The 16,652-nt window shown below is 43.2% G+C and carries 13 protein-coding genes; 5 read left to right on the top strand and 8 right to left on the bottom strand.

The window, feature by feature from the left end; all coding sequences use genetic code 11:
• Nucleotides 1-143: 143 nt before the first annotated feature.
• Together uraH and uraD are read right to left on the bottom strand one after the other, a co-directional pair.
• Complete coding sequence (uraH, locus tag AAEY75_RS07565) at nt 144-512, bottom strand: hydroxyisourate hydrolase (RefSeq protein WP_352259268.1); 369 nt, start codon at nt 510-512, stop codon at nt 144-146.
• Between the two features lie 35 nt (nt 513-547).
• The gene (gene uraD, locus AAEY75_RS07560; RefSeq protein ID WP_352259267.1) at nt 548-1,069 is read right to left on the bottom strand and encodes a 2-oxo-4-hydroxy-4-carboxy-5-ureidoimidazoline decarboxylase; all 522 of its coding nucleotides are present in this window, start codon (nt 1,067-1,069) and stop codon (nt 548-550) included.
• Nucleotides 1,070-1,353: 284 nt separating this feature from the next.
• On the opposite strand from uraD, the gene AAEY75_RS07555 reads away from it, so the two are divergent.
• Nucleotides 1,354-2,019, top strand: coding sequence for a TetR/AcrR family transcriptional regulator (locus tag AAEY75_RS07555; protein WP_194197766.1), 666 nt, complete (start codon nt 1,354-1,356; stop codon nt 2,017-2,019).
• Between the two features lie 90 nt (nt 2,020-2,109).
• Here AAEY75_RS07555 and AAEY75_RS07550 read toward each other — a convergent pair whose 3' ends face one another.
• Entirely contained in the window at nt 2,110-3,516 is a 1,407-nt protein-coding gene (locus AAEY75_RS07550; protein ID WP_352259266.1) for a uracil-xanthine permease family protein, read from the bottom strand.
• A gap of 778 nt (nt 3,517-4,294) precedes the next feature.
• Here AAEY75_RS07550 and AAEY75_RS07545 point away from each other — a divergent pair.
• From AAEY75_RS07545 to AAEY75_RS07530, 4 genes are all read left to right on the top strand, one after another.
• On the top strand, nt 4,295-6,346 hold the full coding sequence (locus AAEY75_RS07545) for a TonB-dependent receptor domain-containing protein (RefSeq protein WP_352259265.1): 2,052 nt from the start codon (nt 4,295-4,297) through the stop codon (nt 6,344-6,346).
• A 218-nt stretch (nt 6,347-6,564) separates the two neighbouring features.
• Entirely contained in the window at nt 6,565-7,323 is a 759-nt protein-coding gene (locus AAEY75_RS07540) for a siderophore-interacting protein (RefSeq protein WP_197216699.1), read from the top strand.
• Nucleotides 7,324-7,851: 528 nt separating this feature from the next.
• The gene (locus AAEY75_RS07535) at nt 7,852-10,149 is read left to right on the top strand and encodes a FepA family TonB-dependent siderophore receptor (RefSeq protein ID WP_352259264.1); all 2,298 of its coding nucleotides are present in this window, start codon (nt 7,852-7,854) and stop codon (nt 10,147-10,149) included.
• Nucleotides 10,150-10,319: 170 nt separating this feature from the next.
• Entirely contained in the window at nt 10,320-11,669 is a 1,350-nt protein-coding gene (locus tag AAEY75_RS07530; protein WP_502944386.1) for a PepSY-associated TM helix domain-containing protein, read from the top strand.
• A 74-nt stretch (nt 11,670-11,743) separates the two neighbouring features.
• On the opposite strand, the gene AAEY75_RS07525 is transcribed toward AAEY75_RS07530, so the two are convergent.
• The 5 genes from AAEY75_RS07525 to AAEY75_RS07505 all read right to left on the bottom strand — a co-directional run bounded on the left by AAEY75_RS07525 (nt 11,744) and on the right by AAEY75_RS07505 (nt 16,260).
• Nucleotides 11,744-12,067 (bottom strand): hypothetical protein, encoded by a 324-nt coding sequence (locus AAEY75_RS07525; RefSeq protein ID WP_197134459.1) that lies wholly within the window; start codon nt 12,065-12,067, stop codon nt 11,744-11,746.
• 35 nt (nt 12,068-12,102) lie between these two features.
• Complete coding sequence (locus AAEY75_RS07520; protein WP_352259262.1) at nt 12,103-12,861, bottom strand: iron ABC transporter ATP-binding protein; 759 nt, start codon at nt 12,859-12,861, stop codon at nt 12,103-12,105.
• Nucleotides 12,862-12,901: 40 nt separating this feature from the next.
• The gene (locus AAEY75_RS07515) at nt 12,902-14,014 is read right to left on the bottom strand and encodes an iron chelate uptake ABC transporter family permease subunit (protein WP_352259261.1); all 1,113 of its coding nucleotides are present in this window, start codon (nt 14,012-14,014) and stop codon (nt 12,902-12,904) included.
• A 36-nt stretch (nt 14,015-14,050) separates the two neighbouring features.
• Entirely contained in the window at nt 14,051-15,028 is a 978-nt protein-coding gene (locus tag AAEY75_RS07510) for an ABC transporter permease (protein WP_227681330.1), read from the bottom strand.
• A gap of 206 nt (nt 15,029-15,234) precedes the next feature.
• Nucleotides 15,235-16,260 carry a siderophore ABC transporter substrate-binding protein gene (locus AAEY75_RS07505; protein ID WP_352259260.1) on the bottom strand — a complete coding sequence of 342 codons (1,026 nt, stop codon included), beginning with the start codon at nt 16,258-16,260 and terminating at the stop codon, nt 15,235-15,237.
• Between the last annotated feature and the right edge of the window lie 392 nt (nt 16,261-16,652).

Here is a 16,652-nt window from a genome sequence, read left to right as displayed (position 1 = left end):
TGTCGTCAGCGTTTTTTTGTTCGATATGCTTTGTTATTTAATATACCGTTGTATTGCGATGTATTGCGATGTGCTCTTGCACCGTCATTTCGTCGTCATGACCTCAAATCAAATGACATCAAATCAAATGCTATTAAATACAGTCACGAGCCACGATAAGTGCTATAGCCATGTGCGCTAAGCAATAACGGTATGTGGTAATGATTGGCATCACGCATCATAAAATCGATGATGACTTGCGGATAAAATGCGGTGAGCTGCTGCGTATCAAAGTAAGACTGCGTATCAAAAGTCAGCGTATAACGGCCATGACTCAAATCAGATTCGCTACTATCAATTTCTGAGCCAAACTGCCAGCTATCAGGAGCCACGCGTCCATCGGCATTGGTGATACCGTTTGCTAATAGAGTAGCTTCGCCGCTATCGGTAATACGATGTAGGGTCACGGCGACATCAGCCGCTGGTTTGCCAAGATGAGTGTCTAAAATATGTGATGAGAGAGTGGCTGACATAATAACTCCATTTATATATGTGGGGCAGATGAGGTTTACGCGGCGCTCAGTAGTTTCTGTAACCGTAAACGCGTGATTTTATTTTGCTCGGCAGCGGCATTGACGAGTTCAGCATCGCGATCATTTGGTAGCCGTGCTAACAGTAGATCCAGCATTTGCTGAGCGCTCTTACCGGTGGCAAATACAATAAAGATAAAACCAAATTTATCGAGATAATCTTGATTGCCTTGTGCCAATGCTGCAATGACATCGTCTTCAGCATCATTGGCACCTGATTGCTCGTGTGCTGCACTGTCTTGAGTGTTGCGATATTTTGCTTTTAGCGAATCGACATTACCAATTTGTGGATGCCCATCAAACGCCTCTAGTAGATTTTTCTCATCCGTTTGAGCTTGTACCCAAGCGTCATCACTATGAGCGATTAAGGCGTGCATGTCGATGAAAGGACGTTTATTTACTAAAGTCTGCGCCCAGTGAGTGCTAGTACAACAGGTCAATAGATGTGAGGTTGCGTCAGCTGGCGAGAGTTCGTTAAATTGCTGTAAAGATAATTTCACAGTAATATCCTTTTCATTTAACAGTGATGGATTAGAATGGGCGGGCATTGGGTTTATGGTGATACGCTCATGCTGCTAGATACAAAATCACATACTGAAATAGTATTTATCGAATAATAATTGGTTTAATATTACTATTCTGCTCAAACCTGACCATTTGGTCAACTACTTTATCAGGATATTTTATTTAAGTGGCTTATATTTCATAAAAATTAGAAATTAAATAGAGCTACTTACTCGAATCCTGCTATCTATTCATCATAATAACGACAGGTATAACTCATATGGCCCAAGAGACCGACATAAACATACAAGAGACGTTTGAGGCGGCGACACCGCACAACCAGCAAGGCATTCGTGCGCATAATCAGGCTGTCATTCTAGCGGCAGCTGAAGAAGAGTTTGTGCTGCAAGGATTTGGTGGTGCGACGATGCAAAGTATCGCTGATAGAGCCAAGCTGCCAAAAGCCAATATTCATTATTATTTTAAAAATAAAAAGAATCTATATCAGATGGTGCTGCACTCTATTATTCAAGAGTGGAATGATGGTTTAGTGACTATGACAGTTGATAGTGACCCTAAAGTGGTCATCGAAAAATTTGTTCGTACCAAATTGCATCAAGCCTTTGCTAATCCAAACCGACATAAACTGTTTGCGCTTGAAGTCATCGGCGGCGCACCACATTTGAATAATTTTATGTCGACGACGATGAAAGAGTGGGCGATTGATAAAGCGAAGGTCATGAAAGTCTGGCATGAGCAAGGCAAAATTGGTATTGCTGACCCATTACAGTTATTGATTTTAATTTGGGCAACAACGCAACGCTATGCTGAATTTGAAACAGAAATCGTTGGCTTGATGGAAAAGACTGATTATGACCAGCAGGACGAAACACGTGCCGCTGATTTCTTGGTGCCGTTTATCTTACGTGGCTGTGGTCTTGAATAACGATTGTTTCTTGCCATTTTTTACGCACAAATTATAAAAAATAACGCTAGTGCATTATCAATGCGCTAGCGTTATTCCCATTAGGGAAGGTTAAATTTTTTGTCTAAGCGGTTTTAGACCGTCATCTAAATGCTGTTCTGCTGTATCAAATTCGACACCGTAATTCTTGGGTAAAATCATATCAAGTGCAATAGCGACGATACCCGACATGGTCACCGCTGAACCAAAGATATTACGGAATAGCTGCGGTGCTTGTGCGAATACATCAGGTACAAAGGCCACACCCATTGACAGACCTAAAGAGGTTGCAATAATCAAGATATTGCGATGGGTGAAGTTCACCGTTGATAGGATGCGAATACCAGCAGTCGCTACCGTTGCAAACATCAGCAATGTCACACCGCCAACGACCGGCTTGGGTAACTGAGTAAAGATAGCGCCAAGGATAGGGAACATGCCCATGGTGAATAAGATAGCGCCAACATAAAAACCAATATAGCGGCTGGCAATACCCGTCATCTGAATAACACCATTGTTCTGGCTAAAAGTCGTCACTGGGAAGGTGTTGAATACCGCTGCAATCAATGAGTTGACTCCATCACCTAGTACACCGCCTTTGATGCGTTTTTCGTATACTGGGCCTTTGATTGGCTCGCCTGAGATCATCGAAGTCGCCGTCAAATCACCTGACGTCTCAATACTGGTAATGACATACATAAAGGCGATAGGGATAAAAGCCTGCCAGTCAAAACCAAAACCGAATTTAAAAGGTACAGGCATCGTAAATAGAGGGGCTTCAGAAACTAGAGAAAAATCAATACGTCCCATAAAGACAGCAGCTATCAGCCCAAGCATCAACCCAATAAATATTGCACTTGAGCGAATGACTTTACTGTTGACGATACTAATCAGTACCACACTGACCAACACACCGCCGCCTAGTAGTAAGTTTTGCATACTACCAAAGTCTTCTGCACCGACACCACCTGCCAAATCTGTCAAGCCAACCTTAGTCAACGACAAACCGATAGTCACGATCACACAACCCGTCACGATTGGACTCATCAATGATTTGAGTTTGGTGATGAACTGACTCAAGAAAATTTCGACAAAGGCACCAAGAAATGACACCCCAAAGATGACAGAGAGAATTTCCTCTGGACCACCGCCCCTGTTTTTTACCACAAAGCCTGCTGCTAGTACGGCGGCTAAGAAACCAAAACTGGTGCCTTGTAACGCCATTAAACCTGAACCCACTGGCCCAACTTTACGTGTTTGGATAAAGGTTGCAATACCTGAAACCATCAATGACATGCTGATGAGATAGGGGATGTGTTCCCCTAAACCCAAGACACCGCCTATGATTAATGATGGAGTAATGATACCAACGAAGCTGGCAAGTACGTGTTGTACTGCCCCTAAAAATGCTTTTGCAGGAGCAGGACGGTCATGCAGTCCATACAATAAATCGGGGTTCCCTTGAGTGTGTTCACTCATCTTGGCTTCCTCCTAAGGTGACTTTCAGTCCCAGCTCTATGGAGATTATTAAGCAATGCGATGATACATAGTGTCAATCAATGCACTATAAATGCGTTACAGCGTCAGCCTCACTTGAAGTATTCAATATACCTCTACACTCGGTTGCCCTGTCATACTTTCCAACTGAATTGATTTTAGTTTAGAGAAGCAGTCGTATTGTTTAGCCATCTCACAAAGAGTCGCACTTATTTTTATGTGAATACATAAAAGTAGGTAGCTATTGGTTATTTATGAGTCTAGCAAATAGTCATTCTTACAAACCTGACTAATTGGTCAACTATCCAAGGGTATAGGGAAAGGGTTAGTTATTGCAACATTTTTTTAACATTAGCACGTTTATTTCTAAAATAACGGGTATTTATTATAAGAATATAGCGATAGGTTTTACGTTGAGAAGCCCGTTATATAAGGCTTTACTTAATAAGTTATCAGAATTTCTTGATGAAGGGCCAAGTCTTCAAATCTGCCTAAATATGAAATTAATCATAGTAATTATTGCTAAATTGTTAATATTTAGTTAGGATACCTGTCTTCAGTAAATGCTAACAATTATCATTAGTATTTTTATTTATGAGATAAATTTAGCATGGTAAAAATGGCTATTCATCTGAATACCTATCATGCAAAAAGCAGTTGTTAATCATCAATAGAAGCGATTATTCAAAACAATCAACGTTTGAATAAATCGTCTCAAAAATTCTAATTCCTAATAGTAAATAAAGTGAGTAAGTTCGTTATGCGTGAAGTAAAATCATCAAAGCTCTCTAGCCCATTAACAGTATTGTCTATGGGTGTTGCTGCGGTATTGTGGTCGCAAGCGGCTAGTGCAGCTCCTGTAGAAGAGGTGCCAAACGTCACGTTACAGACCATCACAGTGACAGCCAATAGCTCTGTACGTGATAATTTGCAAAAGAATTCTGTTGATTCAGCCCAGTATATACCTGCAGGGCAAGCGAGTCTTTTGAGTGACTTTTTAGATGGCGTACCAGGCGCTTCGGTAGGCGGTACAACGGCAATCAATCAACGTGTGCGCATTCGTGGCTTTGATGATACGAATCTAAAAGTGACCGTTGATGGTGCTCGTCAAGAAGGCTATGCATTCCACCATGCTGGAGATTTGGTCATTGATCCAGACTTGTTGAAGCGGTCTGAAGTTTCAGTTGGTAATAACTCAGTCACTCTAGGTAATGATGCGATTGGTGGTGCGGTTGCTTTTGAGACAGTTGATGCTGCGGACTTGCTCGATGTCGATCAAAAAATTGGTGCAAAAGTCCATACCGGCTACGCCAGCAATAATAACGAGCTGTTAACGTCAACGACCGTATTTGCTGCACCGACAGAAAATGTTGATTTATTGGCTTATTATGGCAAACGCACCTCCGAAGCAGGTGAAGATGGTGATGGTCGCGACATTCAAACGTCAGACGGTGACACCGAAAGCATTTTGTTAAAGGCAGGCACTTATCTAGGTGATAATCATCACGTCAGTGGTAGCTTTAGCCGTACAGAAAATGAAGGCATGTATGCAAACCGAGCGGATTTTCCATTAACTGATGAGAATGGTTGGAACCCTGCTGTACCTTGGAAACAAAGCCGTGATACCTATACATTAGAGTATGGTTACCAACCAGCCAATGACTTAATTGATATCAAAGCCAACATTTATCAGTCTGAAACAGAGCTCGATAAAGACAATGGAGCTGTTGAAGTTGATTTGATCACCAAAGGCGGCAAGATAGAAAACACCAGTCGCATACAAAGTCAGTTAGGCTCACATAAGCTGATTACTGGTGTTGAGTATTACACAAAAGAGTCTGATGCTTCGTTCGACGGTGTTCATCAGGGTAATGATGAAGCAAAAAACACGTCTGTATATTTAGAAGATCAGTGGCAGATTGGTAAGTTAACGCTAACACCTGGCGTCCGTTATGATCATTACGAAGCGCCAGAAGAAGTGGCAAATGGTGAAACGTACGACAATGTAGTGGGCGCTTTTGCCGCTAGCTATCAAGTGTTGCCAAGTACCAATGTATTTGCAAGTTATACCCAGTTGTTCAATGGCCCTGACTTACAGGAAGCCATCCGTAATACAGATGGTGAAGATAAATATATTTCTTCTAATTTAGAGCCTGAAACTGGCAGTAATACTGAAGTTGGTGTATCAACTATTTTCCGTGGCTTAACCACTGAAGATGATTCGTTACGCCTCTCTGGTAAGTACTTTGTGACAGATTTGGAAAACTGGATTTCTTACGAAAGCGGCCTTGATTGCACCACAGGACTGGCCTCTGATACGGGCACGTGCGCAGGCTCATTTAATGCAGATGAAGATTATGAAATCAAAGGGGTAGAGCTTTCAGCTGATTACCGTACTAATAACTTCAATATGGGATTGAGCTATGCGCGTGCCCGTAGCGAAGGTAAAGAGTCTGGCTATAGTCTGTCACAAGGCACAGGAGATGAAAATGATTCTGGTGACAAGTATATGGTTAACTTGGGATATGCTCCGACTGACACACTTGATTTAGGCTGGCGCAGTACGTACGTGACCTCTATCAATCCTAATACAGGTGATGATACAGATACCGAAAAAGAAGGCTATGACGTACATGATATATTCATGACCTACACGCCTCAGCAGTTAGCGGGCGTAAAAGCGACGCTAGGCGTCTACAATATGTTTGATGAAACGTATGCAAATCATTCATCACGCTACTCAGACGATTCGGACTATACGGATTATGCGATCGGAAGAAATGTGAAAGCCTCTCTAACCTATCAATTTTAATAGCTAGATTTGATAGCTAGACAACGGGCATTTGATCATTCATGTTTAACACGTCAATTTGACAGCTAATAGCAGCCAGTTACCTTTTTGAGGTGGCTGGCTTTTTAATGTTTATATGAGATTGACTGTTCTATTTTTACCCCTGTTAAAGAACTATTGATTGAGTTGTTGTCAGACACTAAACGTTAGAGATAACTTTATAGAAAAAGGATGCAAAAATGGCCAAACCAACTCCTAGAATTTTAGAGGTTAAAAGTATTGTCGATATCACGCCCAACATGCGCCGTATTACGTTAGGCGGAGAGGCATTTGACGGTTTTCCCGCCGATCAGGAAAGCGGCTATATCAAGCTGATGTTTCCACAGGGTGAAGGGCGTAAACCGATTATGCGCACTTACACCATTGTCCAACAGCGTTACAGTGAGATCGATGTCGATTTTGTATTACATGGTCTTAATCATCAAGGTACCGAAGGACTGGCATCGCACTGGGCAAAAACAACTGCCATAGGAGATGAGATTTTGATTGGCGGCCCTGGTGAAAAAAAGCTGATCAATCATCAGGCAGACTGGTTTTTGTTAGTAGGCGATATGACGGCACTGCCAGCTATCACGGTGAATTTAGCACAGCTACCTGATGACGCAGTCGGTTATGCCGTCATAGAAGTGCTAAGCGACGCTGATATTCAGTCTGTTAAAAAACCACAAAATCTAGAGGTTCATTGGGTTATCAATCCAGCGGCAAGTGATAGCCACTATCCTTTACTAGAGCAAGTCAAAGCACTGACTTGGTTAGAGGGCGAGGCTGCCGTATGGACAGCGTGTGAGTTCAATAGTATGCGAGCACTGCGCCAGTACTTCAAACATGACCGAAATGTGGCCAAAACCCATTTGTATATTTCGAGTTATTGGAAACTGGACAATAGCGAAGATGAGCATAAAGTGATCAAGCGTCAAGATGCAGAATCTGATTCATAGCGTTTATAACGGTGTAAGTTGTCACTGAAGGTTTTGTGGGTTCTGATATATCTTGAAGATACCGATAGAGTTTGGATGGGCTTATACAAATGGCATTATGAGGCGTTTCTATAGGTATATTGAGCACTGATTTCGCATTTAAAACAGCTATTAGGTGGTGTGTGCAAACATTAATGAGAATAAGTATCATTAATGTTTGCATTATCTTTTCTATCTTGCTAAAGTGTGTTCCGTTCATTACAGAATAGTTAAAGATTCTTTGCTGTACCTATTCTAGAGAACTTATCGTGATTCATATTTTAAGCAGTTGGTCTATGCCAGTTGTCGCGTTACCAAACTTTTAACCCTACTCAGTACCTACCTTTACTAATTTGTCTTACATCGATATTTAAGCCACTTGACCATGCTTTAGTCACACTTTGCATACGCATACTTCATGACATGTTTGTTACGGAGTGGCTAAAAATATTCGCTGTCGGTGCAATTGAAAGGTACTAATGAGCCTAAGTGCTTCAAGGAACGTTATTTATGTTAAACCAATCAGGTCGCTCTGATCATTCATACCTCACTTCTCCAAAGAACGCTCAACGCTTAGTGACGGGCAAAGTTTTGCTCAGTATCGCTGTGGCTTCTATTCTTAGTAGCACAGCTGTTGCAGCAGAAAGCGATGAGATGGTAACGCAAGCAGCGACTGAGCAGGAAGCAGTGCCTACAGCCACACTAGACACGATTGTGGTGCGAGCGGCGAGAGAGGAGTTGGAGCAGGCGGCAGGGCTGTCTATTATTAGCGAAGAGGCCATCGAAAAAGCATCGCTTTCTAATGACATTTCAGAGATTGTACGTAAAATGCCGGGTGTGAATCTCTCAGGATCGTCGACGTCGGGACAGCGCGGTAACCAGCGTCAAATTGATTTGCGTGGCATGGGTCCAAACAACACGCTTATCTTAATCGACGGCCGTCCTGTGACTTCTCGCAACTCCGTACGTCCTAGCCGTGGTAGTGAGCAAGACACGCGCGGTGACTCACAATGGGTGCCACCAAGTGCTATTGAGAGTATCGAAGTACTGCGTGGCCCAGCAGCAGCCCGTTATGGCTCTGGTAGTATGGGCGGTGTGGTAAACATCATTACCAAGCGCCCAACAGAAACGGAGTTTTCTGTCAGTGGACATTACGAAGCACCAGAAAGTGATCTAGAAGGCAGTAGCTGGCGTACCAACGTCAATATGTCTGGCGCATTGACTGACAAGCTGTCCTCGCGTACCACTCTTGGTTACCACGATAGTGAAGCGGACGATCCTTCTATTAACGCAGCAGAAGCGCAAGACGATTCTATTGCAGCAGGTACTGAAGGTGTCGAAAATATCGATGTGCGCCAACTGTTCGAATATGCAATGGATGCGATGAATACCGTCGGTTTTGAAGTGAATTATAGCCGCCAAGAGAATCGCTGGGCAGGTGATTCATTGTTCCAAACCGTGAACCAAAATTTATTAGATCAGTTAGAAGGTGAAACAACGAGCAAAATGCAGCGTTATGGTGCGGCAATCACGCATCGCGGTGAGTATGATGACGCTAGTAGTAACAGCTTTATCGAGTATAGTCGGACGGTCAATGAAAGTCTGGCTGTAGGCAGTGCTGGTGGTGGTGAAGGTCAAATTGTCATACCTGATGACGGCGAGGACTTCGAATGGACAGAAGCCACTTACGATACGCTCAATGCTAAGTCAGAGTGGGATATCTATTTTGACCGTCATACTTTGACCGCTGGCGCTGAGTTCCGTGGTGAAAAGCTAGATAACCCTGTAGTATCTGATTTGGCATTTACAGATGGTTTTGATTTTGGTGATGTAGAGACCGACCCTGAAAAGCGCGACCCAACCTCTGATGCCTACCTCATCGGTGCTTATTTAGAAGACAACTATGAGATTACACCTGACTGGTATATCACTCCAGGTCTACGTTTTGACTACCATAGCGAGGCTGGCAGTAACTGGTCGCCTAGTATCAACAGCACTTGGCACTTTAGTCCTGATTGGTCAGTGAAAGGCGGTGTCAGCCGTGCCTTCAAAGCGCCCTCGTTATATCAACTTGATCCAAATTACATCTACTACACGGGTGGTAATGGCTGTCCATCTTGGGTACCTGCTGACGAAAGAGGGTGTCATGTATTGGGTAATCCCGACCTAGAAAATGAAACCTCTTGGAATAAAGAGCTGACCTTTACTTATGATGATGGTACTGGGCTAAATGCTGGCTTGACTTACTATCATAACGCTTATGACAACCGAATCGGCGCTGGTGTCGATCGTGTGGCGTTAGATACGGCGACAGGCCGCTCGATCTTCGTATGGGAAAACCAAGGCGAAGCAGTGATTGAGGGTTTAGAAGGGTTTGTAAAAGTCCCTGTTACCGATACGGTGTCATGGTCTTCTAACATAACTGGTATTTTGCGTTCAGAGCGAAAAGACAATGGCGAGCCGCTATCACTCATTCCTAAGTTCACTGTGAACACAGGTGTCGATTGGGACATTACGCCGCGTTGGAATGCTAACGCTGATGTGAGCTACTATGGCACGATTGAGGCCCCCAAGCGTTCAGTGACCACAGATGATGAACTCGATACATTGTTGCTTGACCGTGATCCGTACGCCATTGCTAATGTGAGTACTCGCTATGATCTGACAAAAGCAATTACCGTTGGTGCGGGTGTCAAAAACTTGTTTGATACGGGTGTTTATCGCGAAGGTACTAGTACCAATGCTGGGGCACGTACCTTCAATGAGCCGGGTCGTACTTATGTGTTTGACGTTAGCGTTGACTTTTAATAGGTAGACACAGGGTTTGTTCGATTAAAAAAGGTCTGAGCTATTGGTTCAGGCCTTTTGTGCTGTCAGTAACTTTTTTTAAATGGCTTTCTTGAATTAAGCCTCTTTAAATGAGCTTGATTAAACAGATTTCTTTTAATAACTATCATAATATAACAGCAGATTTATTTATGTCATTCAATCTTCGCCTCAGTTGTCTTTGGATTCACCGTTATACGGGGCTTGCCATGGCAGCATTTTTAATTATCGCTGGTATTACTGGCACGTTATTAGCATTTCATGAAGAGCTAGACGATGTGTTCAATCATAAACTGGCTAAGGTTGATGCCCAAGACACGCCGCACCTTCCTATTGCAGTGCTGCATGATAGGGTAGTCAGTGCCTATCCAGAGCATAATTTTTCTAGCATGCCAACGTCGATAGCGGCAGACAGGTCGGCAGTATTTTCGGTAGATAGAGCCCGAGGTAAGGCTGCCCAAAACCAACCGAAAGCACCGTTTCAAGAAGTCTATGTGAATCCCTATGACGGTAATATCATCGGAACCCGTGATAAAGATCAATGGGCATTGCACAATACCATGTGGAAAGTTTTTTGGTTGCACCGCGATTTATTGCTTGGCGATATCGGCAAATGGGTATTAGGTATCGTATCTGTCGTTTGGACGATTAACTGCTTTATCGGTTTTTATTTAACGTTTCCGAGAGCACTTAAAAAGAAAAACATACAGAAAAAGCCCTCATCTAAAAAACGCGCATCCTTTCTCAAGCGTTGGTTACCAGCGTGGAAAATTCGTACCAAGAGTAATCTGTTTAAACTAAATTATGACTTGCACCATGCCTTTGGGTTGTGGCTTTGGGGTATGTTATTTGTCATTGCTTGGTCGAGTGTTGGCTTTAATTTACAGCAAGTCTATCGCCCTGTCATGCAGGCAATTGTTGGGCTCGAAGGCAGAGGCGAAAAACAAGAAAAATCAAAAAAACCACGTGAAAAAGTTGGGCAGACTGCTAGTGCAGACAGAGGTGCGAGGATTGGCGCTGTAAAGGGCGAAGCTTTGAATAACGAGGCTGATAATGTCTATGCTATGGATGTTGTCAATAAAGCCAATAGTATTGCTTATCTAAGCGAACAGGCAGACATCGCTGCCAAAAGTAAGGGCCTGACAGTACGTGAGTTATTAGGCATACGTTGGGTAGAGGATGAAGGTCAATGGCAACTGCGCTTTAAAACAGATAAAGATATCGGCAGAAAAGGCGGCGCTTCGTCTATTACTGTCAACGCACGGACGGGTAGCGTTGAGCGCGTCAACTTTGGCTATCAAAACTCATCATTTGGTAGCAAAGCTGATCAATGGCTATCAACCTTACACATGGGGCATATTAGCCAAGGTATTGGCCATTTACTGTATCAAATATTTTTAGCATTGATAGGTTTGGCTGTGACTGTTTTGTCTATTACTGGCGTTTATCTGTGGTGGAAAGGTCGTCAACAGCGATTAAAGGCGTTGCAAAAGGGGAGGTGATATTGCCAGATTCCTAAGGTAGGCTTTTAATTCAGTAAATAGCTACGTACTGAATTAAAGGCATGTCCTAGTTATCACTTGAATTGCAAAAATATTGTGTATGCTATCAAGATAGTAAAAATAAAGGAAGAAAATCTCTCACCTAGCATCACCCATTTATGCCATGTATTATTTTCATCATAGTTCTTTGTGTAATCTACTGAAGAGATGTTTTGAGTAAAATCCATAGGAATAACCACCAATCTTAGAGCATATAAAGTGATTCCTAGCCAAAAAAAAGTATTTGCTATCTCTTTATTTAAAGCATTAAAAATGAACAAGCAAAAGCTAATCACTAAAATTAATATAGATAGATTTTTATAGTTTATCCATCGATTATTCAATAAAGCTTTATGCATCGACAATTCCTTTTTTCGTTTGCAAAGTCCTGTACTTAAACCGCATCAACAATCACTGGACGACCTTGATGGTTTAGCACGGTCACATCGACATTGTATAACTGTTTCATCGTTTCTTGTGTGATCACATCGACAGGCTGACCAACAGCCATCACTTGGCCTTCTTTCATCGTGACCACGGTATCAGCAAATTGTGCGGCTTGATTGATATCATGTAAGACGATGACGACGGTCTTCTGCTGACTGTGACTCAGCTCTCGTAGTTCACGCATCAGGCGACCAGCGTGATACATGTCCAAATTATTCAGCGGCTCATCTAGCAATAGATACGGCGTATCTTGGCAAACAATCATGGCAATCAGTACGCGCTGGCGTTGACCACCGGACAATGTCGACAAGAAGCGGTCGGCTAACAGTTCCAGCTCGAATCGCTCAATAATCTCTAGCACTTTCTGCTGATCGTCAGCGGTTGGCTGCCCTTGATGATAGGGATAGCGCCCAAACATCAGCAGCTCATGCACGCGCAGTCGCCCTTGCACTTGATTGTCTTGGCCTAGCATTGCTACCGTCTTGGACAATGTCCGCGCATGACAACTGACAATATCATGCTCACCAAAGCGCACTTCCCCTGACTGTAGCGGTTGTAAGCGTGCCATAACGGAAAACAAGGTGGATTTACCAGCACCGTTTGGACCTATCAACGCAATGACTTGTCCACTTGGCAAGGACAACGTAATGTCATGTAGAATTTGCTGTTTACCGATGTGGTATGAGATGTTGTCTAATTTAATCATAGAGCTTCTTGTCTTTAGAGAGTGCTAATTTTTATTGGTATTATCGACGGCGACGTTGTTTCGTAAATATTAATAATAAGAATACTAGGCCACCTGCCAATTCAATCACAACCGATAGTACGCCAGCCATGCCCAGTACTTGCTCAAAGATAGTCTGACCGAGTACCAAGCAAATCATAGCAACCAGACTGACCAATATCAGCCGCTCGCTATGGTACATATGACGGGCGATACGATTGGTCAATGCACATACCAATAAGCCAAAGAAAGTCACAGGGCCGACTAAAGCAGTGGCCATGGCGACCAATATGGCGATAACGCTCAACAGTCCAAATGCTAGGCGCTGATAATGGATGCCAAGGTTAATAGCTTGTGACTTACCAAGCATCAATACATCGCACTGATAGCGCCAGCGCCAGACAAATACAGCACTAATGAGGCAAATGAGTAGGCTGATACCAAGCAGTTGCGGATTGATCGTATTAAACTGCGCATAACTGCGAGATTGTACGATGACAAAATCATCAGGATTAATTAGTCTAGCAATCAAGGTTGATAAGCTACGAAACAGCACGCCAAAGATAACCCCTACCAATATCAATCGCGTCAAATCCTGACTGCTTTTTGAAAATAGCAGTTTAAATAACAATAATGACGCGCCAAACATCAAGACAATTTCAAGTGTGAATTTGGCAAGAGGGTCAATACTGGTAAAGCTAATCGCACCCAAAAAGAAGACCAGTAGGCTTTGCAGTAAGATATATAGTGAGTCAAAGCCCAACAAGGAAGGCGTGAGAATAGGGTTGTGCGTTAAGGTTTGAAACAGTAGTGTCGATACCCCGATAGCATAGCCGACCACCATTAATGCCAGCAGTTTTTTGCCACGTAATGGTAGGGCAAAGTCCCAATGTCCATTAACGTTGAGTGTCAAAAATAGCAGCATCGAGATGACCAAGATAGCGGTGGCAATCGACTTTGGATGATTGACGATCCATGCCCAAAGTTGTGATAGACGACTTTGCCAAGCCGTGGCAGTAGCACTGTTTTTCAAAGTGCTATCTTCCAAGGCACCGCTTTCTATCGAGCTGTATTTTGTTGTATTGGTTTTAGCCATGGTCGTTTTTTCAGAGCGAGGCGTAGACGGTGAAAACATACGCGAATCCTGTAGTATCAAGCATAAATATCAGGCTTATCGATCAGCCGGAGCGCGCAATAGTAGCCACAAAAACAGCACGGTACCAACCACGCCAAATACCGTCGCAACGGGCACTTCAAATGGATAGCGGATAGAGCGACCAATGATATCGCAGAGTAGGACAGCGGATGCACCGAGCAATGCGACTGCTGGCAAGCTACGACGTAACTTATCTCCCATCAATCGGCTGACAATATTGGGCACGACTAAACCGATGAAAGGAATCATCCCAACCGTGACCACGACGACAGCACTCATCATCGCGACCATGCCGACGCCAAGCCATGTGACCTGCCGTTTACTAATACCCAAGTTCAGTGCGATATTATCGCCCAATCCTACGATGGTGAGCTTATCAGCGATGATATAAGCTAACACACACAGACCTCCGGTCAGCCATAGCAACTCATACCGACCAGCCAATACGCCAGAAAAATCACCAAACTGCCAAACGCTGAGCATCTGCAATGACTCAGTCTGATAAGCGATAAAGGTCGTTACTGCTTCGAGAATGCCACCAAAGACAATACCAATCAGTGGAATCATCAAAAAGTCTGTCGGTGGAATCCGATGAATAAGCAGCATAAACAGCATCATGCCAAGTACTGCTGCGACGGTCGCCACACCCATTTTGATAATGAGTGCGCTGGCTGGAAACAGTAGACTGACTACCAATAATCCAAGCGCTGCGCTCTGAGTGGCACCAACCATTGAGGGTTCTACAAAGCGGTTTTTTAGCACTACTTGGATAATCATCCCTGCAACTGCCATCGAGATACCGGTCAAGATAATCGCAATAGTGCGAGGTAGTCGGCTGACTAAAAAAAGCGAGCTATCAGAGTTGGCGCTATGATTGATAAGGCTGCGTAGAAAACCGGACCACGAAAAATCTGCGACACCAATAGATAAGCTCAATAACACCAAAAGCCCCATAATAATGAGGCTTCCCGTGTTGATTAACCATGGTGGCATGGCGGCACGGCGATGTTTAGCATTTAGACTGTTGCCAGTACTTCCTTTCCAACTCGCTGATGCGGCTGGTGAAGAAGTACTGGCTTTAACGCTGGGCTGTGCACGATGTGAAAATAATGACATAACGGCTACTGGCATACAGATGAGGTATAAAAACGGTCATTAAAAACGGCCATCAACAACAGTTAATTAAGCAATGATGGCGTTTACTTAGCGTTAGTAAAGGCATCTTTGATGGTCGTCAAATCTTGCATCCACTGATAATAGCCGCCAAATGCAAGGTAAGAATCTGGGCTTAGATAAACCACTTGGTCTTTTTTCCATGCAGTGGTTTGTGCCACTAGTGGATTGTCTAATACCGCTTTTGCACCGACACTGTCTTCGCCGATAGCCGCACTACGATCCACTACAAATAACCAGTCTGGATTTGTCTTTTGTAAGTACTCAAAAGAGATTGGCTGACCATGACGCCCTTCTTTGATTTGATCATCAGCGATGGGTACGTTTACGACATTATGAATAAAGCCATAGCGTGATTCAGCACCATAGACAGACATTTTATTGCCATTGACCATGACCACTAGGCCAGTACCGCTGTCTTTGGTGACGGCTTTGGTTTCTTCAATCAAACCATCAATGTCTTGTTGTAATTTAGCGGCTTGTTCACTTTTGCCAAACAATGCGCCTAAATCGGCCAAGCGGCGTTTACTTGACTCATAAATATTGGCCGTATCGATAGACATGTCTAACGTCGGGGCAATGCTAGAGAGCTCATCATATTTTTCAGCCATACGTGAGCCAACTAAGATGGCTTGCGGCTGCATAGCATTCAATGCCTCAAGATCTGGCTCAAATACCGTACCGACGCCTGCAGGTGCTGGTTGGTTTTTGGCTTGTAAGTTATCTAGAGGTGTTGTGGCTGGCGCGCCATCAATCGCCACATCAAGCGCTGCCAAATCCTGCATCAATGTCATGTCATACACCACGATTGGCGATGGGTTTACCGCTAACTCGACGTCTCCTTTTACGGTATCCACTGTTATAGTGCTAGCAGCGCTGTTATCGGCAGTTTGATTTTCAGTCGTGATATCTGTTGGCTCAGAGTCCGTTGATTCTGGTGAGCTACAGCCTGCCACACTGATACTAGCAACGAGTGCGGTCGTCATAGCAGTCAGTAATGGGCGTTTAAAAAAGGCACTAGGAGAGCGGTTAGACAATAAATCGATAGACATAAATAACTCGGTATATTAGCAGTTTGGGCAAATTGTTAAAAAAATGATTACCCATATAAAAATGAAATGAGTTTGTCCAATGTGATGTATATACCAGACAATGCTCGGCGGTATTTATTTAACTGTTATAGTTTTTATGAGGTGGTTGTGCACTTATAACTTAAATTTTTTAATTATCTTATGGTGTAAAATAAGAGATAGTATTCGATAAGCAATCTTCGATAAACAACTCAAGAACCGCAATGATAAGGCAATTGAGATTCATTATCAATATAAATGATAATGATTTTTATTAACAAGGTAGATTCGGTTTGTTATAATTGTATTAATAAAAGAGCAATTATCTCAATTTATTATTGATAATAATTATCGTTTGCATTATTATCTACGCC

Origin of the sequence: Psychrobacter sp. TB55-MNA-CIBAN-0194, assembly GCF_040309505.1 — a bacterium.
Lineage (GTDB): Bacteria > Pseudomonadota > Gammaproteobacteria > Pseudomonadales > Moraxellaceae > Psychrobacter > Psychrobacter fozii.
This window is presented reverse-complemented; position numbering and strand designations above follow the sequence as displayed.